Here is a 25,121-nt window from a genome sequence, read left to right as displayed (position 1 = left end):
CCTAACCTATAAATATGTTTTAAAGTTCTCTTTTCTTTCTTTCCAGTTCTTTGCGCTGATTTTGGAGCTTAGTTTGCTCTTCCTGCATAGCCTGAAGTCTTGCTGCCAGTCCGCTTAACTTTCGTTGCGGATTATTCTTATTTTCAGCGTAGTTTGCCTCAAGTTTCCTAAGCAACTTCTCATCATCAGTGGTTTTACGAAGAGCCCACATGATGGCGGCACTGAAGAATAAAGATATAAAGTAGTAGAAGTTCAAGCCTGCGCTATAGTCATTGAACATGAAGAAGAACATGACTGGCATTAAATACATCATCCATTGCATCATCTTCATTTGCTCGGCTTGCTGTCCTACCATCTGATCTTTCTGCTGCCTCATGGTCATCCACGAGTAAAGCACGTTGGCGATGCAGAAGAGAATGCAAGTTAAACTGAGGTGATCGCCAATGAGCCATAGGTTCGTTTCCCATTCCCATATTGGGTCAAATGTACTTAAATCTTTAATCCAAAGGAAACTTTCGCCTCTAAGTTGTATGGCATTGGGCACAAAGTTAAACATTGCGATCCAGATAGGTGTCTGTATCAGCATGGGCAGACAGCCGCTTAGTGGACTTACCCCGTACTTACTGTACTCGGCCATCATGGCTTGTTGTTTCTGCATTTGGTCCTCGGGCTTGTCAAATTGAGCTGTGGCAGCGTCCAATTTTGGCTTTAAGACCCTCATCTTAGCTGAGCTCATATAGCTTTTCTTGACCATCGGATAGGTGATGAGTTTCAAGAGAAGCGTAATCAGAATGAGCACAATACCCATATTGATGTTAAGACCTGTCAGGAAGTCAAATACATAGATAGTGAACCAACGGTTGATAATTCTAAAGAGTGGCCAGCCTAAGTAGACAAGTTGTTGTAGTTCGAGGTCCTTGTCAAACGAGCTTTCTTTCTCCATCTTCTTTAATAGACGGTAGTCGTTTGGACCAAAATAGAAATCAAACTCCGAGGGAGTTTTGCCTGATGGATCGAAGAATGCCTTTAATTTGGCCTCATATTGTTTGAGGTATCCGGTTCCTTTTTCTTGTGGGATGGAGGTCATGAGGGCGTTGGTCTCAAAGTTGTTCTTGGCAATCATTACCGCCGAAAAGAACTGATTCTTGAAAGCAACCCAATCAATAGGCTCTTCTATGGCCTCGTTAAGGCTCTCTTTGGTCTCATTTAGGTAGTCCGTACCTCCGTCAGCATGGTGATAAGTAAGTGTGGCATAGCGGTTTTCAAAGGTAAAACCACGTTCTTGCTGTCTGATTTTGTCTTTCCAATTGACGTTGAGGTTATTGGTGTTGCGGTCAAAAAGCCCTTCCATTCCCATAACAGATATTTGGGAGTGGAGCATATAGTTCTTACCCAGCTTATAACTTAAGGTAATGTTTTGGTTAGGACCGGCTTCCGCAGTAAATACAACGGTAGAGTCTGTGACTTGAGTTGGTGAGAAATATAAATCTTGCGTGCTTATATTGGCAGTCTTGGTTGCAAAAGTAAAATCCAATTGTTGGTCTGCGCCATCAAAAAGAGTCACTGATGGGCTGTCATTGGAACCATCTTTTACCTTGATGTCATGACCAATGTAATTTTTGATAATGGCTTTGGTCACGGTAGCACCCTTACTGCTGAAGGTAAGCTCTAATTTGTCATTATGCAATACAACATTTTGGTTTTGTCCTTTCAGTGCCTTATGGAACAAAGCCGTCGTATCATCTAAAATCTTTTCTTGAGCTTCTCTCTGCTTTTGCTGGGCAATGAGTTTAGCGTTTTTCTCCGCAGTTTGGCGTGCAACATTCTCTATCGAGTCTTTTACGAAGGCTGCACGCTGCTCTTCTGCGGAGGGTTGGGAGTACCATGTGAATCCAAATAGTACTAAGGCAATGAGAGCAAAGCCTATGATTGTATTCTTATCCATTATTTTTTATTTGCAATTGCAGTTTTAACGAAGTCAACAAATAGTGGGTGGGGGTTAAGTACTGTGGACTGATACTCCGGATGATATTGTGTTCCTATATACCATTTTAATCCGGGTATTTCAACAATCTCTACCAAATCGCTTTCCGGATTATGGCCGACACACATCATGCCGTTCTTCTCATACTCCTTTTGGAAATCGTTATTGAATTCATAACGGTGGCGATGTCTTTCCTGAATGTGCTCTTTCTTATAAATATCAAAAACACGAGAGTTCTGTTTCAATACACATTCATAGGCTCCGAGTCTCATTGTGCCGCCCATATTTGAGATATTCTTTTGCTCTTCCATAATATCTATTACATTATGGGGAGTCTTCTCATCCATTTCCCGGCTGTTGGCATCGTGGTAGCCCAAGACGTTTCTTGCGAATTCAATGACCATCATCTGCATACCTAAGCAGATACCGAATGTGGGGATGTCATGTGTTCGGGAGTAATGAGCTGCGATAATCTTTCCTTCGATTCCTCTTTGCCCAAAGCCCGGACAGATTACGATACCGTCTTGTCCTTCCAATTGCTCCGCGATGTTATTCTCTGTAACTTCTTCAGAATTGATGAAGTTGATGTTCACCTTATAATCATTATATGTACCGGCGTGGGAGAGACTTTCGCGGATACTCTTGTACGCATCTTGGAGATCGTATTTACCAACAAGACCGATATTGACGGTTTTAGTGGCTTTTTCCCTGCGCTCGATGAAGGTTTTCCATGGGCCTAAAGCCGGTTTCTCGCCAATTTCAAGTCCTACCTTTCTAAGGATGGCAGTATCCAATCCTTGGTCTTGCATGTTAACCGGAACTTCGTAAATGCTTGGTAAATCCTCGCTTTGGAAGACACAATCGAAATCAACATTACAGAAAGCGGCGACTTTCTTACGGATATTTTCCTCAAGATTCATTTCTGTTCGCAGCACAAGAATGTCAGGCTGAATGCCCACACTCTGCAATTCTTTCACACTGTGCTGCGTTGGTTTGGTCTTTAATTCACCCGCCGCTTTCAGGTACGGGATATAAGTGAGGTGAACATTGATGGCATTCCTGCCTAATTCCCACTTGAGTTGGCGGATAGCTTCCATGAAAGGCGCACTCTCGATGTCGCCGATGGTACCACCAATTTCTGTTATGACAAAGTCATAATGGTATTTTTTGCCGAGCAACTTGACGTTGCGCTTAATTTCATCAGTGATGTGTGGTACTACCTGAATGGTCTTACCCAAGTAATCTCCTCTGCGTTCCTTGTCAATAACGGCTTTGTAGATACGGCCGGTAGTTAACGAATTAGCCTTTGTTGTCTGGATTCCCGTAAACCGCTCATAATGTCCCAAGTCAAGGTCTGTCTCCATACCGTCGACTGTAACATAGCATTCTCCATGCTCATAGGGGTTAAGGGTTCCGGGATCAATATTAATGTAAGGGTCAAATTTTTGGATAGTAATGTTATATCCTCTTGCTTGAAGCAACTTGCCAATTGAAGCAGATATAATTCCTTTGCCGAGCGAGGAAACCACGCCACCTGTAACGAAAATGTATTTTGTCTCAGCCACGATAAATAAAATTTATAAATTCCAAGTTGCAAAATTATACTATTTTTGTGAACTATGCAAGTTAAAAGAAGCCTTTTAATGGCTTTCATTCAACTAAATAGCAGTGAAAACTTGGTTTTTCTTTTTGTTATTTATGCTGATTGCACTATCTTTGCAGCATATATGGCTTACAAGAAAATTTTTACAGTATTGTTGTTGCTTCTTTTGTTGCAACCTATTGGCGCTCAAAGAAGCCGGAATGTTTCTGTAACAGAAACGCGTTCCTTTGTTGATAAGTATATGGAATCGCTTCAATCGTTGTATAAACAGATTTATACGGACTCGGTTGCAAGCCCATCTGTAAAGGCATCGCATAGAATAAACTATGCGCCATTGTTTTTGCCTTTGACTTATTATAGGCAGGTTCCGGATGAATATTTGCAGTTGGATAGTGACGTGGAGTCACATGATGGCTTGTCAAAGATTTTGTTGCATGCCTATCTGCAGCGTCCTGATTTGGTGCAAAGCACGGGCAGTGAGCTGGATGTTATCGGTGCGGTGGGTGCGACTGAGAACTCAAAGATACAGAATCATACCAGTCTTGTCAAAAAAGTAGCCCCCGTAGCGGTGGAACCGGACGTGAAAATGATAGATGTAAAAGTTTTCAAGCCTAATTTTTGGTCTTATCATAACGATTATTTCCTACAGTTTTTACAGAATTTCGTAACCTCAAACTGGTATAAGGGAGGCGAAAGTAACTACAGCATGGTGGCTGCCGTTACGCTTCAGGCAAACTATAATAACAAACAGAAGGTCAAGTGGGACAACAAGTTGGAAATGAAACTGGGCTTTCAGACTTCACGAAGCGACAGTCTTCATAACTTGAAGACCTCTGAAGACTTGCTAAGATACACGGGTAAGTTGGGTTTGCAGGCGTCGAAACGGTGGTATTACACGCTGCAATTGCTTGCTCATACGCAATTTATGCGAGGATTTAAGAACAATGATAGGAAAACCTATAGCGATTTCTTGTCGCCTTTCAATGCTAACTTATCTGTCGGTATGGACTATAACGTGGAATGGTTTAAGAAAAAACTAGTCGGAACCATCCATTTGGCTCCTTTGGCTTATAACTTTAAGTATGTGGGACGTAAGGATTTGGCTACACGCTATGGCCTTGATTCGGGTAAAAGGACACTCCATGATTTGGGTTCGGAGTTTACTGTTGACTTGGTTTGGAAGTTTAATAACATGATAAATTGGAAGACCCGTCTCTTTGGTTATACTACTTATAGAAGAGCGGAATTGGAGTGGGAGAATACACTGACGTTCCAATTTAATAAATACATATCATCAAAGATATTCTTATATCCTCGTTTTGACGACGGATCTATGCGTGATGACAAGTATGGCTATTGGCAATATAAGGAATATGCCAGCCTTGGTTTCTCTTATTCTTTCTGATAAGAAAAGGGAGATAACTGGTTAGAATAATTCTTTGATTATTAATCTTGTAGATCGAATCGATAGAGCTTTAGTTGTAATAGCTAAACGCTCGCTTTATAAAAGGGCTGCTTTTACACGTTAAAAGCAGCCCTTTTATTTGGTCAAAGCTATCCTTTCGATGGTTCAAAGCGGTCCTTTTGTTTATCCAAAGATGGTCTTCGGGTAGGCTAAAGCTGCCCTTGGGAAGGCATAGGGGGAAACTTTAGGAAAATTGTTTCTTGTGTAATAAAGAAATATAGTAGGAGAGTGGGCGATTACTCGTGGTGATAAGGCTCACCCTTAATGATGGTGCAGGCCCGGTAGAGTTGCTCGGTAAAGATGAGCCTCACCATTTGATGGCTGAATGTCATTCGAGATAAACTGATTAGCTCGTTAGCTCTTTGGTAGACTTCTTGGGCGAAACCATAGGGACCTCCAATGACAAAGATGAGATTACGAGCCGTGTTTTGCTTCTTCTGTATCCAAGAAGCGTATTCTATACTCTTAAATTCCTTGCCGTGCTCGTCAAGCAATACCACGGTGTCAGATGGCTTGACATGCTTCAAGATTTCTTCCCCCTCTTTGGCTTTCTGTTGCTCTTCGGATAGGCTTTTGGTATTTTTTATATCCGGAATAACCGTTATTTTGAAAGGTAAATAGTGGTTTATACGTTCTGTATAGTCCTTTATGCCCGCTTGAAAATGAGCATTATTGGTCTTGCCGATAAGGATTAGTTCTACTTTCATGGGGCTTTAATCTTTCTTTTCTCTCTTGGGAAACCATCCTTTTTCTACTCTTTTACGTTGAGCAAACAGCTCACCAATGCTCCATAGGAAAGAAGCGCCGAGTACGCCGAGCAGCGAAGAAATAATAATATTGCTCACAAAGAGGGCTATGACTACTGAGGCTATACCCAGAATGAGGAATATCCACCATGGTTTTGTGCCAAAATAATATTCTGTTTTTATGACGACCGGATGAAATATTCCTATGATAAGAAAAGTTGAAACTGCGATAAGAATACCTGTAAAGTGCATAATATTGGTTTTTGACGACAAAGATACAAAAAAATAACAGATATAGTTGGGTAGGTTTGACTTTAAATGATTATCTTTGCAATGGTACCATTTGTAATGAAATTCATGGCATGGCCTTGTTTAAATAAACAGTAGGAGTAAAGAAACCGTTATATATGAACATCTAAATATCAATTAATTTATACCAAATAAAATTATGGATAATAATTCAGAACTGATTGCACAGTGTGAAGCAAAAGCAAAACAATGGTTGTCTCCCGCCTTTGATGAGGAAACCCGAAAGGACGTTCAACAAAAACTTGAGGCAGCAGACAAAACAGACTTGATAGAAAGTTTTTACAAAGATTTAGAGTTTGGAACCGGTGGCCTTCGTGGTATTATGGGCGCAGGCTCCAATCGCATGAATATCTATACGGTTGGTATGGCCACTCAGGGCTTTGCCAATTATCTGAAATTGAACTTTAAGGACCGTGAAACAATCTCTGTTGTCGTTTGTCATGACTGCCGCAATAACAGTCGCAAGTTCGCTGAAACCGTAGCCGATATATTCTCTGCCAATGGCATAAAGGTATTCTTGTTTGATGACATGCGTCCTACGCCCGAGTGTTCTTTTGCCATTCGTCATTTAGGTTGTCAGGCTGGAGTTAACATTACGGCCAGCCATAATCCCAAGGAGTACAATGGCTATAAGGCTTATTGGGAAGATGGAGCGCAGGTTTTGTCACCGCATGACGTGGGAATCATTGCCGAAGTCAATAAAGTTACCGTTGATGATGTGAAATTTACGGGCAATAAGGAGTTGATAGAGATTATCGGCGAGGAAATCGATAAGATTTATTTGGAGCAAATTCATACGCTCAGCATTGATCCCGAGGTTATCAAGCGTCAGCATGATTTGAAGATAGTGTACACTCCGCTTCATGGAACGGGTATGATGTCTATACCGCAGTCCTTGAAATTATGGGGCTTTGAGAATGTTCATTGCGTAGAGGAGCAGATGGTACGAAGTGGCGATTTCCCAACCGTAAAGAGCCCTAATCCTGAAAATGGCGAAGCTCTTTCCTTTGCCATACGTGACGCGAAAAAATTGGATGCTGACATCGTTATGGCCAGCGACCCCGATGCAGACCGTGTAGGTATGGCTTGCAAGAATGATAAGGGCGAGTGGGTGCTTATCAATGGCAATCAAACATGTCTCTTATTCTTATATTATATCATTACCAATCGTAAGGCAAAGGGCTTGTTGTCACCGACTGATTTCATCGTTAAGACCATTGTTACAACCGAACTGATTAAGAAGGTGGCCGACAAGGCTGGCATAGAAATGCGTGATTGCTACACCGGCTTTAAGTGGATAGCCCGTGAAATCCGTATTTCAGAAGGCAAACAGAAGTATATCGGTGGTGGTGAGGAGAGCTATGGCTTCATGGCTCAGGACTTTGTTCGCGATAAGGACGCCGTTTCCGCTATGAGTTTGTTGGCAGAGATCTGTGCTTGGGCTAAGGATCAGGGTAAGACGCTCTATGATGTTCTTATGGATATCTATATTGAATATGGCTTCTCAAGAGAGTTTACCATCAATGTTGTTCGTCCGGGTAAGACGGGCGCTGATGAAATCAAGCAGATGATGACCAACTTCCGCAATGATCCTCCGAAGGAATTGGGTGGTTCTAAGGTTATTCTTAGAAAGGATTTCCAGTCTTTGGAGGCTTTGCACAGCGATGGTAGAGTAGAGAAATTGGATATGCCTGATACAAGTAACGTTCTCCAATGGTTCTGTGAGGATGGTACGAAGATTAGCGTAAGACCTTCAGGAACAGAGCCGAAGATTAAGTTCTATTTGGAAGTTAAAGATACGATGGCCGCTGCTTCTGAATATGAATCGCTCTACGAGAAGAGTTCTGTTCGTATTGAAGCGATTAAGAAGAGCCTTAATTTGGACTAAGACTCTCATAAAGTTAAGTTTACAAGGTGTAGGACAAAGTCCTATATCCTAAAGAACTTAGACTGAATTATAGAGTTTGATATATAAAATAAGGGCGACTCAATTGAGTCGCCCTTTATTTGTTCCAGTTATTTCTTTCCTTTTATTTTCTCTACGTATGCGTCGATGACGGCCACGGCCGTGATGTTTACAACATCGCGTACGGACGCTTCAAAGTCTGTGAAGTGGATAGGTTTGTTCAAACCCATTTGGATTGGGCCGATAATTTCCACGTCGGGATCAATCGCTTTTAAGAGCATGTATGAACCGTTTGCCGATGACATGTTGGGGAATACCAATGTATTGACGTCTTTTCCTTTAAGGCGTGTAAAGGGATATTTGTCATCCCGCAGTTCTTTATTCAGCGCGAAGCTCACCTGCATTTCACCATCGAGAGCCAAGTCTGGGTCTTCTTGTTGCAATCGTTCTACGGCTTGGTGCACTTTAAGTGGTGATCCGACTTCGTCGGTTCCGAAGTTCGAGTAGCTAATCATGGCCACAACGGGCTCTTCATTGAAGAATTTGACACTCTCAACACTAAGTTTCGCAATATCGTATAAGATGTTTTCATCGGGATGGCGATTGATAAGTGTATCTGCCAAATAGTAGGTTCCCTTCTTCGTATTCAAGATGTGCATGGTGCCAAAGGTCCTATAGTTGGGGCGTATGCCTACCACTTCTTTGGCAACTTTAATCGTATTTGAATATTTGGTATAGAGGCCTGTAATGAACGCATCGGCATCTCCATGTTCTACCATTGACATTCCGAAGTAGTTACGCTCGTACATTTTGTCGTAAGCCTCTTCAAATGTATATCCTTGACGTGCTCGTTTCTCTGCCAAGTGTTTGGCAAAGGTAGCTCGCCTTCCTTGCTCTTGATCGGCACGCATATCAATGATTTCTATACCGTCAAGATTAAGTTTGAGTCTGAGTGCCAATCGGTTGAGGCGGTCAGGATTGCCTAAGAGGATAGGAAAGCAAATGCCTTCTTGCTTTGCTTGTACGGCAGCTTTCATCATTGTTGGATGTCCGCCTTCCGCAAAAACAACACGTTGCGGGTGACGTCGTGCCGTATCATGCAGTTTTTGGGTTAATTTGGTCTCTTGGCCTAATAGCTGCATGAGTCCGTTCTTGTATGCGTCCCAATCCGTGATAGGGCTTCTGGCCACACCGCTTTCCATCGCGGCCTTGGCCACTGCTGCGCTGACTTCGGTAATGAGGCGTGGATCAACAGGTTTGGGAATAAAATAGTTGGGACCGAAGGTTAAGTCATTGACGTGGTAAACGTCATTGACCACATCTGGAACGGGTTGCTTTGCTAAGTCCGCAATGGCATGCACGGCTGCCATTTTCATTTCTTCGTTGATGGCACGGGCGTGTACATCTAAGGCTCCTCTGAAGATATAAGGGAATCCAATCACATTGTTGATTTGATTGGGATAGTCGCTTCGGCCTGTTGACATTAAGACATCAGGGCGGCTGGCCATTGCTTCTTCGTATGAAATTTCAGGAACCGGGTTGGCGAGAGCAAAGACAATGGGGCTCTCGGCCATAGAACGTATCATGTCTTGGGTAAGAATGTTGCCCTTTGAAAGGCCTACAAAAACATCTGCGTCTTTGATTGCTTCCTCCAAAGTGTGGATGTCTGTTCTGCTTGTAGCGAATTGTTTCTTCTGTTCCGTCAGGTTGGGACGATCCGCAGTGATAACTCCTTTAGAGTCAAGCATTACGATGTTCTCATGTTTTGCACCTAAAGCGCAATAAAGTTGAGTACAACTGATGGCTGCGGCTCCGGCACCATTCACCACGATTTTAACCTTACTGATGTCTTTTCCGGCAACTTCCAAGGCGTTCTTCAGACCGGCTGCTGAAATAATAGCGGTTCCATGCTGGTCATCGTGCATGACGGGAATATCCAAAGTTTCTTTAAGTCGCTTTTCGATATAGAAGCATTCGGGAGCTTTAATGTCCTCAAGGTTTATACCACCGAATGACGGTGCGATCTTCTCAACGGCTTCGCAGAATTTTACGGGGTCCTTTTCGTCCACCTCAATGTCAAAGACATCAATTCCACCATAAATCTTAAATAGCAATCCCTTACCCTCCATGACGGGCTTGCCGCTCATGGCACCAATGTCGCCGAGCCCAAGAACGGCGGTTCCGTTACTGATAACGGCAACGAGGTTTCCTTTGTCCGTATATTTATAAACGGAGTCCGGCTCGCTCTGAATTTCCAAGCATGGATAGGCAACGCCGGGCGAATAAGCAAGACTTAAATCGGTTTGTGTATGGTAGGGTTTAGTGGGTTTAACTTCAATCTTTCCGGGTCTGCCGTTTGAATGGTATTCTAAGGCAGCTTCTTTTGTAATTTTTACCATAATAGTTATGTGTTATGAAATTATTATCATTAAGGCAAAGTTAATAAAAAACTACTAAAAGAAAGTGGGTTTTTTGATTTTTTTGTAACTTTGCATGTATAAAGATATAATATGGATAAGAATACACAAACAGCTTATAGGCGAAATCTGAAGGGAATGATTTTGGATGTTGCGATGCATGAGTTTTATTCTAACGGAATAAAAAGTGTGAAGATGGACGATATTGCTAAGAAACTTCAGATATCAAAGCGTACCCTTTATGAAATTTATGGCAATAAGGAGGAGCTGTTATTGGAAGGTCTGCGTCGTGATGAGCTGTTTTTTGAAAAGCAACTTCAGCATTTTGCGAGTGAACAAGCAAGAAATGTCATGGAAATAGTCATGAAGTTCTTTCAGATGCAAATGAAGCGCTTGGCAATGGTGAATCCTTGTTTCTTTGTTGAATTACATAAATATGACCTGATTGTTTCTTATTTGGATAAGGTTCATATTAGGCGAAATGTGCGTTCAGTAGAGTTTTTCAAGACGGGCATTAAGGAAGGATTGTTTAAGGAAGACTTAGATTATGAATTGATTTCTTTGCTATGTGAGGAGATGATTCGGGGTGTCATGGCAAAGGAGTTGTATCGGGTTTACGATCTACAGCATATTTTTAGAAATATCATTATAGTCTTTGTTCGCGGTTTTGCGACCAAAGAAGGAATCGCGGTTATCGATAAACTTTTAGCAAAAGAGAACTTGGGATTGGAAGAAAGTAGCAAGTTTTAGTTGCTACTGCAAGTCTCTGATAGTGCCCTTTTATTTTTATTGTCAACAAATCAATGAAAAATAAAAGGGATGATTTATGTTTTGTCTTTTATAAGAACGAAAAAACCGCTAAGTGATTACTTAGCGGTGTTCTCTCATTTTGTTCTGTAGCTAAATTACATAGCGCTGTCAGCAGCAGCTGTATCAACAGCAGCAGAGTCTGCAACAGAGTCAACCATAGTGGTGTCAGAGTCTGCATTGCCAGCAGCGTTCTGAGTTTTCTGACCACAAGATGCGAAAGAGATAGCTGCGATAGCTACGAACATAAAAACTAATTTCTTCATTTTCTTTGCTTTTTAATTCTGTAAAACAATCATTTGTTTATTAAAACGATGCAAAGGTAAGTATTTTTTTTATACGTTGTTCTTTTTTTTATCTTTTTTTTTAGTGTATCTTGTAACATTTTTGCAAAGTGCTGTAAATCAATAATTTGTAAATGGTAAATAAATGTTAAATATCTTTGTGTGCCTTAACAGTAGTCTTTTTCCTTAGTAGATTCTCATAAATATGGAGGTAGTTTGAGGCTATTTTCATATAGTCATGATACTTATTTATATATTCTTTGCTATCTTTTTTCAACTTATCTATGAGGGTTGGGTGTTGAATAAGAAAAAGTAATTGATTATAAACACTATGGTAAGTCGGAAGAACGTTGATAATTGGCTTTAAATCCGTATCGTTCAATATTTCATAATTTTCGGGTTCGCCGCCCCCAACGCAGATTAATCCTTGGTTCATCGCTTCCAATGAGTTCATGGATGGGGTGTAGCTATAGAGTTGGTCAAGGATAACGTCGCAGTCCTTCATAAGTTCCCTGTACTCGTTGAAGGGGATATTTTCCGCGATTTTTAAATCGATTAGTTGGGGGAATTGGTGATGAATGTCTCTCGCAGCTTGCAACATAATATCCGTTCCTTTATATACGCTTCTCTCTTTATTGATTCCTATAAAAACTTTTAATTTGTCTTGGCACTTTTGTTCCTCTTTGTTTTTGAGGTGCTTGGTTGGTTGTGGCTGAGTCGTTAGTGGGATTATAGGCAAGGGGATGAAGTGAGTCTTTTCCACAAAGTAATCTTTATATGCAATCCAATATTCGTAAAGACCGCATATAATCGCGTCACAATCCAAGGCAATCATGCGATTGAGTGCTTCTTTTTGTGTGCCCAACCAATCTTTTCGCTCCTTAATCGCATCTTTGTTTGTTCTGAGTTGATTGCCAAAATTGAAGTCGCTGTAACGTAGTGGTTTGATATTTGTCCCGGAGTTAACCCAATAATAGTCCATCCCCATGGCGCATAAGACAACACGGTTGTTATGTTTTCTCAAGTATTTATATAAAAGAAAGATTCGCTCGGCTTTGAGTTCAACAAACATAGGATTGATAAGTTGAACAATATCATACCCTCTAAAGTGTTTCAGGTTGCGTATTATTTTGATGGCAAGGCGAATTCCACCCGCTTTACCTTGCCGGCGTGACAAATCAATATCCTTGTCATAATTCTTCCAAAAGTCACCATTTGAAGCGACAGTCACCTCATGCCCAAGTTTTCTAAAGCCTTGTGCTAAAGTTGCATGTACATTACTGTATTCGCCTAATAAAAGAATACGCATCTTATTGTGGTTATGCTTTTATCTGATTGTAGCCAATAAGAGAGTCTTTCCTATCTTACTTTTGATGGCTTTTCTGAATATTGTGTATTTATTCGTGTAATTCTTTTCCGGCAAGGGGAACAAACCATGCTCTTTTAAGTTGTTGATGGCTTGCGTCAAATGCTTATTGCTATGGGTCAGACGAATTACGTTATACAGATAGTCCATGGATAATTGGGCCACCCGTCGTTGCAAAGCCTCAGCCTCTTCCGTTGAAACCGTTGCTATCAGGTTTGATAAGCGGTGGATGACCTCGACGCTATTATTTAAACGTTGTATCTTGCTCATCGTATCAGTCTTGTGCGTGAGAGAGCCGTGCCGTTGTCTATAGTAGTAGGCTTTGGCCTCTGTAAAGTACACCGTCTTGGTTAAAAGAAGCAGTTTGGTCGTATATTCTTCGTCTTCCGCATAAGTAAGATCCTCGGAGAATTTAATGCTTTTCGCAATGGATTTCCTGAAGAGACAGCTCCAAACAGCCGACTTTAAACTATATTCTCTCATGTATTCACTACCGGAAATAGGTCCGTTTATATCTAAGGCATAGTCGCTCTCTTCATTGTCTGTAGCTTGAAAACGCACCATATCGGGGATAAAACGTTTTGCTATCTGTATACAATGGTCGTATGCGGTAGGCAACAGATAGTCGTCTGCGTCAACAAACTGTATATATTTGCCCGAAGCCATCTTCATACCCATGTTGCGTGCGGTGGAAGGACCTGCATGTTTACACCTTATATATATAATAGTATCTTGAAATTCGATAATGTCATCCAAGGGTGGAATGTCGCTCCCGTCATCAATAATGATAATCTCTCGTTCTGTATCAGCCAATCGCAGCTTTAGAATGTTCTCTATACACTCCTTTAATATCGTGGTAGGTTCATTGAAATAGGGGATGATGAAACTTATTTTAAAGCTCTCATCAGTTTGTGGTAAAGCAGGTTCAATTTGCATAATTTATCAAGACTAAGAATGTGTAATAAGCATAGTTTAATAGTCCCATAGTAAGGCTTTAGTGGCAGTCTTAGCTGTCTGTCGCCCAATTCGTAGGTGTCTAATTGTATATTGAGGACGCTCTCGTAATAAGCGCTATTGGAAACTTCCTGCAATATTTTAAGATAGGATGTCAGGAGAAAGGAAAAATCAGCAGCCGATGCGTTTGCGGTTATTCCCTTGTTGTTCCAACAATAGTGATAAAGACCTAATGAAGTGGTCCGGATTTTTCGACTTTGTTTGGCCAAGAGCGGCAGTGTCGCGACGTCTTCAAAGTGCTTCGCTATGGGAAAACGGATATTGTTGAATAATGATTTTCTGAAAATCTTATTACACATGTACGCATGCTGATAGGCGTAAGCCTGAAGCCAATAGTCCTTAAAGGTGGTATATGCCTGATTTGGCAATATCTTTTTGCGCTCAAGGCGCCGGTGTCCTTCTTTCTCAATGTAAGAAAATTCGATAATATCTGTGTTCTCATCTTGTTCGAAAAGCTGAAGCAATGGAATGTATGTGTTATCTTCCAAATAATCATCAGCGTCAACAAACGTGATGAAACTTCCCGTAGCAACGTCCAATCCCTCGTTTCTTGCACGGCTCAATCCCGCATGCGCTTGTTGAATATAGCGAATCTGCGGTATGGATTCGGCCAAATGCTCACACAAAATGTTGCACTCCTGATCGGTAGAGCCATCATTGACAAGGATAATCTCCATGTCGTCAACATGCTGGTCCACAACACTTTTGAGGCATTTCTCCAGTGTGGAAGCCGCATTGAATACAGGAATGATGACCGATAGTTTCATAAGGCAAAGATAATAAAAATACATTTAATCAACCATCTAATCGATATTCTTTTATTATCTTTGCAACAATGAAGACCAATAGAATCCAACAACCCAATGAGTATGAGCACTATATGGTCAAGGAACCGGCTCCTTTGTTGGAGTGGTTGCTTGCCAATGCCCGTGAAAGCAGGTCTAAAATAAAGGCAACGCTTAAAGGGAAAGGTGTCAAAGTCAATGGTAAAGTTGTTTCCCGTTTTGATTATCAGTTGACCGAGGGAGACAAAATTACGATTAGTAAGCACAAGCGTAACGACACATTTAAAAGCCGTTACCTCAAAATAGTTTATGAAGACCGTTATCTTCTCGTTGTTGAGAAGAACGTAGGAATCCTTTCTATGGCGGGCGGTCACGCCTCACTTCACGTCAAAGCGATATTAGATGATTATCTGAACAAAAGCCGACAGAAATGCACGGCCCATGTCGTGCATCGTCTCGACCGTGATACGAGTGGGCTGATGATTTACGCCAAGGACATGCAAACAGAGCAGTTGTTAGAGCGTGATTGGCATAACATCGTTTATGATCGCCGTTATGTCGCCGTTGTTTCCGGCGAAATGAAAGACGACGAGGGTACTGTGGCCAACTGGTTAAAGGACAATCGGTCTTATATAACCTATTCTTCGCCTGTCGATAATGGTGGAAAATATGCCGTGACCCACTTTCACGTGCTGCGGCGGTCGCCTTTTCATAGTTTGGTAGAGTACAAATTGGAGACCGGACGCAAGAATCAGATACGTGTTCATAGCGCGGATATGGGCCATCCCGTGTGTGGCGACATCAAGTATGGCAATGGTGACGACCCTTGTGGACGTCTCTGCCTGCATGCTTATTTGTTATGTTTCTATCATCCGATTACTCATGAGCGCATGGAATTTGAGACTCCGATTCCTCCTGCGTTCCAAAAAGTGTTTAAATAAATCAAAAGTTAGCGTATGGATTCCAGTATTATGTATTTTGTATATATCCTGATTGCGGTTGTAGTAGGTGTTTTCTTGTTGAAGAAAGTCACGAGCTGTCTTATCAAAACCGTATTGGGAATTATTTTGATAGCCATCTTGGCCGCGCTCTATTTCTTGCAATCTTAACGCATCAGGCGGTAAGCCTGATCCTTATATATCAACGCCATCCCGTTAAATCATAAGGGATGGCGTTTTTTGTTTCGTCTTTTCGTTAGTTTATGGCTATTCTTTGAAACAAGGTTTGGTTAGTAAATCCCATCACGGAACGATTGTATTCAAGAGGATATAGAATCTCTTTGTTTGTTATGATATAGGGTGTAGGGGCATTGCTTGGTATGGTGTAGGTCTTATTATTTATCGTGTCTTTAATCTGTTTGCTGATAATCCAAGGCCCAAATTCCTTAATTATGACAATGAAACGTCCCGTGAAGTCTATCAGTTCGGGTGGTTCTATGCTGACAGTCGTATCTTGTTGGTTGTTGATAGCATGCAGTGTGTCTTGGATGGATGGCTGTAAAGAAGAAAAACGAACCTGCTCGGTTTGGTGTCTGCTACATGAAAGCAAACTGATGATAGTGCAAAAAATAATGATTTTACGACTCATGACACCTTAATTATATATAAATAGACTTCCTTTTTATGGATTATCCCACCTTATCATTTATATGGTTGTTCTTTGGCCCCACATTATTCTCAATGTGAAAATTATGTCATTCGCAGCGATCTACATTGCATTCATTTCTTCATAGATTCTCTGCACGGGAAGTCCCATTACATTATAAAAACTTCCTTCCAAGTTAGTTACGCCGATATAGCCTATCCATTCCTGAATACCATAGGCGCCGGCTTTGTCAAAGGGGCGGTAGGTGCTGACGTAATAGTTGATTTCGGAAGGTGTCAGTTCCTTAAAAGTTACTTTTGTCGTGACGCTGAATGCCCGGTTGCCGGTCGTGGTTGTTAGGCACACTCCGGTGGTTACCAAGTGGGTTCTGCCGCTTAATAGGGAGAGCATGTGGCGGGCTTCCTCCTCGTTAGCAGGCTTGCCTAAAATCTCATTACCAATAATGACGACGGTATCAGCCGTTATCAGTAAATCACCTTCTTGTAAGTCGGCTTTATATGCGGCAGCTTTCTTCTTGCTAAGAAAGAGAGGTACGTCCTCGGGGGCAAGCTCATGCGGATAAGTCTCGTCAATGTCGGACTTCACTTTTACCTTAAATTCTATGTCTAAGCCGGCAAGTAATTCTTTCCTTCTTGGAGAGTTACTGGCTAAAATAACCTGCTTGAATTTCATAAAGTTTTAATATAGTAAAATAGATATAAATAGCAATATAACAATAAAATAAATATAGACTGTAAAGGTTTTGTTACCAACCAAACGCAACATTGCTGCTCAGCCATTTTCCTTGGGCGCTCAACACTTGTTCTATGATGTCTCGACCGACTCCATGGCCACCTTTCTTGTGGCTGATGTAGGTGCTGATTTGCTTGATTTCCGCACAAGCGTCAGCCGGGCAGCAAGGACATCCCACACGCTTCATCACTTCAAAATCGGGAATATCGTCGCCGGCATATAATATCTCTTGGTCGGTGAGTCGATATTTTTGCTTGAACTCCTCGTAAGTGGTTACTTTTACGGCGCATCCCATGTAAATATCCGTAACGCCCAAACCCTCATATCGTTTTCTGATAGCTTCTGTTTGTCCGCCCGTAAGAATAACGATGCGCAATCCCATTTTCACGGCCAACTGAATGGCATACCCATCCTTGATGTTGACGGTTCGCAAAGGTTCTCCACTCGAAGCCAAGGTAATTGTTTCGGCCGATAGCACACCATCGACGTCGAAGATAATGGCTTTAATTTGGGTTAGGTCATAATTTATCATAAGCCTTTCTTTTTCTGCAAAGTTAGTAATAATTAGTGATTTTGCGGTATGATTTCTATACAATAAAAATCTTTACAAATAAATCGTCAAACATCTTTACAAAAAGCAATTAGAAAGTACCCTTCATAGGCATGAATGTAGGGGAAGGGGTGGATGGAAGCGTTTTTAGTGGTTTTCGCTAACTTGCCATAGGTCAGCCGGATATGCGTGAATGGTGGTTTGTAGGTTTGGTTTTGTGGTGGTCAAAGCAGGCTTTTGGTCTTGTAAAAGCATGGCTTTGAGCTTGTGGTAGAGGCGTTTCAGCAATGCGGTAGAGTAGGAATAGGAAGGTGAAAGCGCAGTTTTGACATGATTGTTGTTTGTTTTGGGCTGTAGAATCATCTAAAAAGGAAGCGGTAATCGCTTTTTTATGGCATTTTCGGTGTTGAACAGTGATAATTTTGCTCGTCCTTTTTTATGAAAAATATTTATGAAAAGGCTTGATTATTATGTCATTTTTCTTTATATTTGCAAAATAAAAGACGGTGTTTCAAAAGCAGAAAGAATATGGCAAAGTACAACATTGTTGAGAAGAAAGAGAAAGATGCGGTTTATCGAACGCTGATTAGCCCCAAGCTGATGGATGAGCTGAAAGAGAAGATTTTGGACGTCATCCTGATTCAAAAGAAGTACAAGGATAAGGGCTATTCCGCCAAACGATTGGCCGAGGACTTGGGAACCAATACCCGATATATCTCTGCTGTCGTGAATGTTCGCTTCCACATGAACTACACTGCCTTTGTTAATAAGTATCGGGTGGAGGAAGCCATGTCGCTGCTTAGTGACAAACGATACAAGGATTTGAACATGGAAGATGTGTCAGACATCGTTGGCTTTGCCAATCGGCAGTCCTTTTATGCTGCTTTTTTCAAGCAAAATGGTTGTACGCCCCGTGATTACAAGGTGATGCACATGGCTGCGGATGACCCGAAACCCAAGAAACGTGGTCGTAAGCCGAAAGCCCTTAAAGAAAAATAGACTGTTATATGGATAATCAAAATATCAGCTCTGACATGCGTTTTGCCGACATTCAGATGCTGCGTTACCGGCTCAAAGGTTTTGAAAACCTGTCATTGAGCAATAAGATATTTATTTATTACCTCGCCCAAGCTACGCTGGTCGGTCGCGATATAACGACCGACCAATTTGGTGCGTATAACATTGTCGTCAGAAAAGTGCTGGAAAAGATTTATTGCCAATATGCGGGCGATAGGTCGGAGCCCGATTTTTTGGCGCTTGAAACCTACCTTCGGCAAGTTTGGTTTGCCAATGGTATTTATCATCATTACTCATGCGATAAGTTTCAGCCGGCGTTCTCGGAGCGCTTTTTCGTAGCGCAATATGAGCAATTGGCTCATGAGGATTTGCCGTTGGCTGACGGACAAAGCAGGGAAGAGTTGCTAAACGATTTGCGTAGTGTTATCTTTGACAAAGATTTTTTGCCCAAACGGGTGAATAAGACCGATGGGGCTGATTTGGTACAAACGTCGGCTTGTAATTATTACGAGGGAGTTTCGCAGCAAGAGGTGGAGGCTTTTTACCGTGAATTGTCTGAAGCCTATGCCCGGACTAATCCGCTGCGGGCGAACCGCCAGCCGTCGTGGGGGCTTAATTCGCGGCTGGTGAAAAGGGACGGACGGCTGCTGGAGGAGGTCTATTCCGTAGAAGGACGCTATGGAAAAGTTATCCGACAGATTGTGGGATGGCTTCAGAAAGCGCTTGATTTTGCGGAGAATGAACAGCAAAAACGGGTTGTAAAACAACTTATAAAATATTATCAGACAGGAGATTTGTCTGATTTTGATGAATATTCTATTGAATGGTTGAAGGAAACATCCGGTCAAGTGGATTTCATCAATGGGTTTATTGAAGTCTATGGTGACCCTCTCGGCCTGAAAGGATCTTGGGAAGGCATTGTGGAGTATAAAGATATGGAAGCTACAAAGCGCACACGCCTGATAAGCGAAAATGCCCAATGGTTTGAGGATCATTCACCCGTTGATTCCCGTTTTCGCAAGCAGCAAGTGCGTGGAGTGGTCGCGAATGTAGTGTGTGCGGCCATGCTTGGTGGCGACGAATACCCATCGACAGCCATTGGTATCAATCTTCCCAATGCCGATTGGATAAGAGCTGAACATGGCTCAAAGAGCGTTACGATAGGCAATTTGACGGAAGCCTATCATCAGGCGTCGCAGAACTCCGGCCTTTTGGAGGAGTTTGTGGACGGTGAGCAGACTTTGACGATGATACGGAAGTATGGCGATATTTGTGATGATCTGCACACTGATTTGCATGAATGTTTGGGGCATGGCAGCGGACAACTGCTGCCCGGGACCGATCCAAATGCCCTTAAACATTATGGCAATACGATAGAGGAGGCCAGAGCCGACTTGTTTGGCCTTTATTATATGGCTGATCCAAAGCTCGTGGAGTTGGGACTTGTGCCCGACGAGGAGGCTTATAAGAGCCTTTATTACACGTATCTGATGAATGGCAGCATGACGCAGTTGGTTCGTATTCGGCCGAATGACCGAATAGAAGAATCGCACATGCAGAATAGGGCCTTAATCAGTCGCTGGGTGATGGCCCACGGCAAGGGTGCCGCGGAGTTGGTAGAACGTGACGGGCGCCATTATGTGAAGGTGAATGACTACGTGGCTTTGCGTGGACTATTTGCCACTTTATTGGCTGAAATCCAGCGGATAAAGAGCGAGGGCGACTTCTCCGCGGCAAGAGAGTTGGTAGAAAACTATGCCATTCAGATTGACGCGGAATTGCATCAAGAGGTGTTGGAACGTTATGAGAGGCTTCATATAGCCCCTTATAAAGGCTTCATCAATCCTCGGATGACACCGGTTAGGAATGAGAAGGGCGAAATTGTAGACATCAACGTGGATTATGAGGAAAGCTATACGGAGCAAATGCTTCGTTACGGCAGCGAGTTCGGCATTTTGTAAAACGAATGATATTCGATGATAATGGAAGAAGAAATAAAGCAAAAGCTCAATAAGATAAAACAAGGTTTCCGCTTGTTCATGAGTGGACCGACATCACAGTCGATGCGGGAAAAAGGCGTCAGTTACAAACTTAATTGGGGAGTGTCGTTCTCTGATTTGAAAGTGATGGCACAAGAGTATGGCAAAGACAAGGCACTGGCTATTGAGTTGTGGAAAGAGAATATACGTGAGTGTCAGATTTTGGCCACATTGATTATGCCTGCCGATGAGTTCTCACGCGAAATCGCTGAGATATGGATGGAGCAAGTGACGGCTCCCGAGCAGGCCACCATGTTGGCTTTTAACTTGTTGCAAGACGTGGATTACGCTCCGGAGTTAGCATATCAATGGATAGCGGCAGATAAGCCGTTGTATGAAATATGTGCCTACACGCTGTTGGGTCGTCTTTTTCAGAAAGGAATGACGCCTAATGAAAGGGGTGTGAATGAGCTGATAGACCAGGCCATTACGGCTTTGAAAAGTGATAATATGATGGTTCGGCATGCCGCATTCAATTGTATGAATAAGTTGGGCGAGCTTGGCGAGGAGTATGATCGAATCGTGCAGACGGTATTGAGTCAACATTTGGGCAAGTCGTAATAAAAGTAACTTCAAGCAGAATATAGGGACCGGATTGATAAAAAAGTAGTACTTTTGTCCCAAGAGAGAGAAAAGAAAGCGTATGGAAGACAGCATTCACATAAAAGCCCGTAGGATATTGGAAAGCTATTTGGAAGAGAATAAGCTGAGAAAGACTCCGGAGCGCTATGCCATCCTTGATGCTATCTATCAGATGAAAGGTGTGTTCACACTGGAAGAATTAAGTCTGTTGTTGGCGGAGGATAATTTTCGGGTGAGTAGAGCTACCTTATATAATAACATTCGCTTCTTTCTGAAATTGCGTCTTGTAGTACGTCATACGTTTATGGAGGGCACCAAGTACTCCGCCGGTTTGGTAAAACAGAATCTCTGTCACCAGATTTGTACGGTGTGTGGCGAGGTGAAAGAAATTCAGATACCGGCTGTGATGCGTGCTGTCAGTGAGGCTCGGTACAAAAGATTTCATCAAGATACTTATGCCTTGTATGTTTATGGCATGTGCAGTAGCTGCCAAGCCAAGCAGACGAGGAAGAAACTTCAAAGTTATAAGTCGGATATACGAAAAACCAAAGCATAAAATGGAAACAAAGGGTAAAGTAGATGTCCTGCTGGGATTGCAGTGGGGCGATGAAGGTAAAGGAAAAGTTGTAGACGTGTTGACCCCCAACTACGATGTCGTAGCTCGATTCCAAGGAGGTCCCAACGCCGGTCACACGCTGGAGTTTGAAGGACAGAAATACGTGCTTCGCTCTATTCCTTCTGGTATTTTCCAAGGTGGGAAAATCAATATTATCGGTAATGGAGTAGTCCTTGCCCCGGATTTGTTCATGGCAGAGGCACAAGATTTGGAGAAAAGCGGCCACCCGTTGACCGAGCGTCTCTACATATCGAGGAAAGCCCATTTGATAATGCCTACCCATCGGCTGTTGGATAGAGCTTATGAAGCTGCCAAAGGAAAAGCCAAAGTTGGTACTACCGGCAAGGGAATCGGCCCTACTTACACAGATAAAATTAGCCGTAACGGTTTGAGAGTAGGAGATATACTTGAAAACTTTAAAGAAAAATATGAGGTTCACAAACAACGCCATTTGGATATGTTGAAGGCTCTTGGCTGGACAGACTTTGAGGGTTTGGAAGCTGCCGAAGCCAAATGGATGGAGGGTGTGGCCTATATGCGCCTTTTCCGTTTTGTGGATTCCGAGCATGAAATAAACGATGTCTTACGTAGTGGTAAGAGTATATTGTGTGAAGGTGCGCAAGGTACTATGTTGGATGTGGATTTTGGCTCTTATCCTTTTGTAACTTCATCGAATACGGTTTGTGCGGGAGCATGCACCGGATTGGGTATCGGCCCAAATAAAATCGGCAATGTGTATGGTATCATGAAAGCTTATTGTACGCGTGTTGGCTCTGGTCCTTTCCCAACAGAGCTGTTCGATGAGACCGGCAAGACGCTTCGTGACCTCGGTCATGAGTATGGTGCCGTGACCGGACGTGAGCGTCGGTGTGGCTGGATAGACCTTGTGCAGTTGAGATATTCTGTCATGGTGAATGGCGTTACGCAGCTGATCATGATGAAGAGTGACGTGCTGGATAGTTTTGAAACGATCAAAGCATGTGTGGCTTATCGGTTGCCGAACGGTGAGGAAACAACCAAACTGCCTTATGAGATTGACAATGTAACGCCAGTTTATAAGGAGTTTAAGGGTTGGAAAACAGATATGACCGGATTTACAAGTGAGGAGCAGTTCCCGGAAGCATTCTGTGCTTATGTAAAATTCTTAGAAGAGTTCTTGGAAACGCCTATCAAGGTTATTTCAATAGGTCCGGATCGTGCTCAAACAATTGTTAGAAAATAAAATACAAACTAATGTCGCAGAAAACGAATATACCGAAAGGAACGCGTGATTTTGGTCCATTGGAAATGGCCAAGCGTAACTATATCTTTAATACAATAAAGGAAGTCTATGCCTTGTATGGGTTCCAGCAGATAGAAACTCCATCTATGGAAACCCTGCAAACATTGATGGGAAAGTATGGAGAAGAGGGAGACAAACTCCTTTTTAAAGTCCTTAATTCGGGTGACTACCTAAGTAAGATTACGGATTCGGAGCTTACGGAGCGTAATTCTTTACATTTGGCTTCCAAACTGTGCGAAAAGGGCCTGCGTTATGATTTGACCGTTCCTTTTGCCCGCTACGTTGTGATGCACCATGATGAGTTGCAATTTCCTTTCAAGCGCTATCAGATTCAACCCGTTTGGCGTGCCGATCGTCCGCAGAAAGGGCGTTATCGTGAGTTCTATCAGTGTGACGCTGATGTCGTAGGATCGGATTCTTTGATGAACGAGGTGGAGCTCATGCAGATTGTTGACACCGTTTTTACCAAGTTTGGTATTCGTGTTCAGATAAAGATTAACAACCGTAAGATTCTGTCAGGTATAGCCGAAGTGATTGGCGAAGATGACAGAATTGTTGATATTACGGTAGCTATAGACAAGCTGGATAAGATAGGGCTGGATAAAGTAAATGCGGAATTGAAAGACAGCGGGCTTTCAGACGAGGCTGTGGAGAAGCTGCAGCCCTTTATTACTTTGTCAGGTTCTAACGAAGAGAAGCTGCAAGTGGTGGCACAAGCCCTCGCTTCTTCGGAAATAGGACAAAAGGGTGTAGAGGAAATAGAGTTTATTTTGAATACCCTGAAAGCAATAGGCTTGCAAAATGAGATACAGTTTGACTTGACATTGGCACGTGGTCTTAACTACTATACGGGTGCTATCTTTGAGGTAAAGGCGCTTGATACACCGATGGGAAGTATAACCGGGGGTGGTCGTTACGACAACTTGACGGGTATTTTTGGAATGCCGGGATTGAGCGGAGTAGGCATTAGTTTTGGAGCTGACCGTATTTATGACGTATTGAATACCCTTGATTTGTATCCGAAAGAGACAATTAGTTCCACGAAGGTGATGTTCATCAACTTTGGAGAGCAGGAAACAATGTACTGTTTGCCTGTTTTGAGCGAATGCAGGAAAAGAGGTGTACGTGCGGAAATCTATCCGGATGCGGTTAAGATGAAAAAGCAGATGAGCTATGCCAATGCCAAGCAAATACCGTATGTGGCGTTGGCCGGTGAGAATGAAATGAAAGAAAGAAAGATTACGCTCAAGAATATGGTTACAGGCACCCAAGAGCTGTTGGCGCTTGAGGAGCTATGTGACAGATTGATAGATTAAATGTTGTTAATAAAAGAAAGAATATTTTTATATATGTAGATAAAAGTCTATTTTCGCATAGCTACTGAATATAAGACATTTTTTATTTTATATAGAGTTTATTTTTAATACAAAGACTTATGAAAAAGAAATTTATTTGCACCGTTTGTGGTTATATTTATGAAGGTGCAGAGGCTCCTGAGCAGTGTCCTATTTGTAAAGCTCCTACCAGCAAGTTCAAAGAGATGGAAGACGTAGCTGTTGATGATCTCGAATTGGCTACGGTTCATTATTTGGGTGCTGCTTATAAGGAAGGTGTCAGTGAAGAGTTGATTCAACATTGCAAGGATACTTTTGCCGGTGAGTGTGGTGAAGTAGGTATGTACTTGGCTATGGCTCGTCAGGCTGATCGTGAAGGCTATCCTGAAATTGCCCGTGCTTATGAGCATTATGCTTATGAAGAGGCTAACCACGCTTCTCGCTATGCAGAGTTGCTGGGTGAAGTTCTCGGTGATACCAAGAGCAATTTGGAAGCACGTATCGCTGCAGAAAAGGATGCATGCGCTGAAAAGTTTGCTATGGCTAAGAAGGCTAAGGCTGAAGGCAATGACACACTTCATGATACCATTCACGAAATGGCTAAGGATGAGGCTCGTCACGCAGCTGGCTTTGCAGGTCTCTACAAGCGTTTCTTTAAGTAAGAGCAGAGTAACCAAA

The 25,121-nt window shown here is 42.4% G+C and carries 24 protein-coding genes; 12 read left to right on the top strand and 12 right to left on the bottom strand.

Going from position 1 to position 25,121, the window contains the following annotated elements; all coding sequences use genetic code 11:
* Nucleotides 1-19 precede the first annotated feature (19 nt).
* Nucleotides 20-1,945, bottom strand: a complete 1,926-nt coding sequence (yidC, locus tag VIR50_RS07335) for a membrane protein insertase YidC (RefSeq protein WP_331934478.1) — start codon at nt 1,943-1,945, stop codon at nt 20-22.
* Nucleotides 1,945-3,549 (bottom strand): CTP synthase, encoded by a 1,605-nt coding sequence (locus tag VIR50_RS07330; protein WP_331934477.1) that lies wholly within the window; start codon nt 3,547-3,549, stop codon nt 1,945-1,947. Before VIR50_RS07330 ends, yidC begins: the two co-directional genes overlap by 1 nt.
* Before the next feature lie 279 nt (nt 3,550-3,828).
* Between VIR50_RS07330 and VIR50_RS07325 the strand changes: the two genes are divergently transcribed.
* Nucleotides 3,829-4,992 (top strand): DUF3078 domain-containing protein, encoded by a 1,164-nt coding sequence (locus tag VIR50_RS07325; protein WP_331934476.1) that lies wholly within the window; start codon nt 3,829-3,831, stop codon nt 4,990-4,992.
* Nucleotides 4,993-5,288: 296 nt separating this feature from the next.
* On the opposite strand, the gene rlmH is transcribed toward VIR50_RS07325, so the two are convergent.
* Nucleotides 5,289-5,759 carry a 23S rRNA (pseudouridine(1915)-N(3))-methyltransferase RlmH gene (rlmH, locus tag VIR50_RS07320; protein WP_331934475.1) on the bottom strand — a complete coding sequence of 157 codons (471 nt, stop codon included), beginning with the start codon at nt 5,757-5,759 and terminating at the stop codon, nt 5,289-5,291.
* A 6-nt stretch (nt 5,760-5,765) separates the two neighbouring features.
* On the bottom strand, nt 5,766-6,050 hold the full coding sequence (locus VIR50_RS07315) for a DUF4491 family protein (protein WP_331934474.1): 285 nt from the start codon (nt 6,048-6,050) through the stop codon (nt 5,766-5,768).
* 196 nt (nt 6,051-6,246) lie between these two features.
* Here VIR50_RS07315 and VIR50_RS07310 point away from each other — a divergent pair, with 196 nt between their 5' ends.
* On the top strand, nt 6,247-7,995 hold the full coding sequence (locus VIR50_RS07310) for a phospho-sugar mutase (protein WP_331934473.1): 1,749 nt from the start codon (nt 6,247-6,249) through the stop codon (nt 7,993-7,995).
* A 128-nt stretch (nt 7,996-8,123) separates the two neighbouring features.
* On the opposite strand, the gene VIR50_RS07305 is transcribed toward VIR50_RS07310, so the two are convergent.
* Entirely contained in the window at nt 8,124-10,412 is a 2,289-nt protein-coding gene (locus tag VIR50_RS07305) for an NADP-dependent malic enzyme (protein WP_331934472.1), read from the bottom strand.
* Between the two features lie 111 nt (nt 10,413-10,523).
* Between VIR50_RS07305 and VIR50_RS07300 the strand changes: the two genes are divergently transcribed.
* On the top strand, nt 10,524-11,180 hold the full coding sequence (locus VIR50_RS07300) for a TetR/AcrR family transcriptional regulator (protein ID WP_331934471.1): 657 nt from the start codon (nt 10,524-10,526) through the stop codon (nt 11,178-11,180).
* Between the two features lie 155 nt (nt 11,181-11,335).
* Here VIR50_RS07300 and VIR50_RS07295 read toward each other — a convergent pair whose 3' ends face one another.
* The 4 genes from VIR50_RS07295 to VIR50_RS07280 all read right to left on the bottom strand — a co-directional run bounded on the left by VIR50_RS07295 (nt 11,336) and on the right by VIR50_RS07280 (nt 14,668).
* Complete coding sequence (locus VIR50_RS07295) at nt 11,336-11,503, bottom strand: PG1828 family lipoprotein (RefSeq protein ID WP_331934470.1); 168 nt, start codon at nt 11,501-11,503, stop codon at nt 11,336-11,338.
* A 166-nt stretch (nt 11,504-11,669) separates the two neighbouring features.
* Entirely contained in the window at nt 11,670-12,830 is a 1,161-nt protein-coding gene (locus VIR50_RS07290) for a glycosyltransferase family 1 protein (RefSeq protein WP_331934469.1), read from the bottom strand.
* 18 nt (nt 12,831-12,848) lie between these two features.
* A complete protein-coding gene (locus VIR50_RS07285) occupies nt 12,849-13,823 on the bottom strand; it encodes a glycosyltransferase family 2 protein (RefSeq protein ID WP_331934468.1) in 975 nt (324 codons plus the stop codon).
* Nucleotides 13,775-14,668: a glycosyltransferase family 2 protein gene (locus VIR50_RS07280; RefSeq protein WP_331934467.1), complete on the bottom strand. Its 894-nt coding sequence runs from the start codon at nt 14,666-14,668 to the stop codon at nt 13,775-13,777. The genes VIR50_RS07285 and VIR50_RS07280 overlap by 49 nt, the downstream gene beginning before the upstream one ends.
* Nucleotides 14,669-14,736: 68 nt before the next feature.
* Here VIR50_RS07280 and VIR50_RS07275 point away from each other — a divergent pair, with 68 nt between their 5' ends.
* Both VIR50_RS07275 and VIR50_RS07270 read left to right on the top strand, forming a co-directional pair.
* Nucleotides 14,737-15,627, top strand: coding sequence for an RluA family pseudouridine synthase (locus tag VIR50_RS07275; protein WP_331934466.1), 891 nt, complete (start codon nt 14,737-14,739; stop codon nt 15,625-15,627).
* A 15-nt stretch (nt 15,628-15,642) separates the two neighbouring features.
* A complete protein-coding gene (locus tag VIR50_RS07270; protein WP_331934465.1) occupies nt 15,643-15,795 on the top strand; it encodes a hypothetical protein in 153 nt (50 codons plus the stop codon).
* 85 nt (nt 15,796-15,880) lie between these two features.
* Here the strand turns inward: VIR50_RS07270 and VIR50_RS07265 are convergent, their stop codons facing one another.
* From VIR50_RS07265 to VIR50_RS07255, 3 genes are all read right to left on the bottom strand, one after another.
* Complete coding sequence (locus VIR50_RS07265) at nt 15,881-16,273, bottom strand: hypothetical protein (protein WP_331934464.1); 393 nt, start codon at nt 16,271-16,273, stop codon at nt 15,881-15,883.
* A 120-nt stretch (nt 16,274-16,393) separates the two neighbouring features.
* Nucleotides 16,394-16,963 (bottom strand): Maf family nucleotide pyrophosphatase, encoded by a 570-nt coding sequence (locus tag VIR50_RS07260; protein ID WP_331934463.1) that lies wholly within the window; start codon nt 16,961-16,963, stop codon nt 16,394-16,396.
* Between the two features lie 73 nt (nt 16,964-17,036).
* Nucleotides 17,037-17,555 carry a KdsC family phosphatase gene (locus tag VIR50_RS07255; RefSeq protein WP_331934462.1) on the bottom strand — a complete coding sequence of 173 codons (519 nt, stop codon included), beginning with the start codon at nt 17,553-17,555 and terminating at the stop codon, nt 17,037-17,039.
* A 546-nt stretch (nt 17,556-18,101) separates the two neighbouring features.
* Between VIR50_RS07255 and VIR50_RS07250 the strand changes: the two genes are divergently transcribed.
* The 7 genes from VIR50_RS07250 (at nt 18,102) to VIR50_RS07220 (ending at nt 25,105) form a co-directional block, all read left to right on the top strand.
* A complete protein-coding gene (locus VIR50_RS07250) occupies nt 18,102-18,572 on the top strand; it encodes a helix-turn-helix domain-containing protein (RefSeq protein WP_331934461.1) in 471 nt (156 codons plus the stop codon).
* A gap of 8 nt (nt 18,573-18,580) precedes the next feature.
* On the top strand, nt 18,581-20,551 hold the full coding sequence (locus VIR50_RS07245) for a dipeptidyl-peptidase 3 family protein (protein WP_331934460.1): 1,971 nt from the start codon (nt 18,581-18,583) through the stop codon (nt 20,549-20,551).
* 21 nt (nt 20,552-20,572) lie between these two features.
* Complete coding sequence (locus VIR50_RS07240; RefSeq protein WP_331934459.1) at nt 20,573-21,190, top strand: DNA alkylation repair protein; 618 nt, start codon at nt 20,573-20,575, stop codon at nt 21,188-21,190.
* Between the two features lie 82 nt (nt 21,191-21,272).
* The gene (locus tag VIR50_RS07235; protein ID WP_331934458.1) at nt 21,273-21,767 is read left to right on the top strand and encodes a Fur family transcriptional regulator; all 495 of its coding nucleotides are present in this window, start codon (nt 21,273-21,275) and stop codon (nt 21,765-21,767) included.
* Between the two features lies 1 nt (nt 21,768).
* Entirely contained in the window at nt 21,769-23,049 is a 1,281-nt protein-coding gene (locus VIR50_RS07230) for an adenylosuccinate synthase (RefSeq protein WP_331934457.1), read from the top strand.
* 11 nt (nt 23,050-23,060) lie between these two features.
* Nucleotides 23,061-24,425 carry a histidine--tRNA ligase gene (gene hisS / locus VIR50_RS07225; protein ID WP_331934456.1) on the top strand — a complete coding sequence of 455 codons (1,365 nt, stop codon included), beginning with the start codon at nt 23,061-23,063 and terminating at the stop codon, nt 24,423-24,425.
* A gap of 119 nt (nt 24,426-24,544) precedes the next feature.
* Nucleotides 24,545-25,105 carry an NADH peroxidase gene (locus tag VIR50_RS07220; RefSeq protein WP_331934455.1) on the top strand — a complete coding sequence of 187 codons (561 nt, stop codon included), beginning with the start codon at nt 24,545-24,547 and terminating at the stop codon, nt 25,103-25,105.
* Nucleotides 25,106-25,121: the final 16 nt, after the last annotated feature.

Source organism: Prevotella sp., assembly GCF_036570325.1.
In the GTDB taxonomy this organism is placed as follows: Bacteria; Bacteroidota; Bacteroidia; order Bacteroidales; family Bacteroidaceae; genus Prevotella.
The sequence above is the reverse complement of the archived record's forward strand: the minus strand, read 5'-3'. Positions and strand labels throughout refer to the sequence as shown.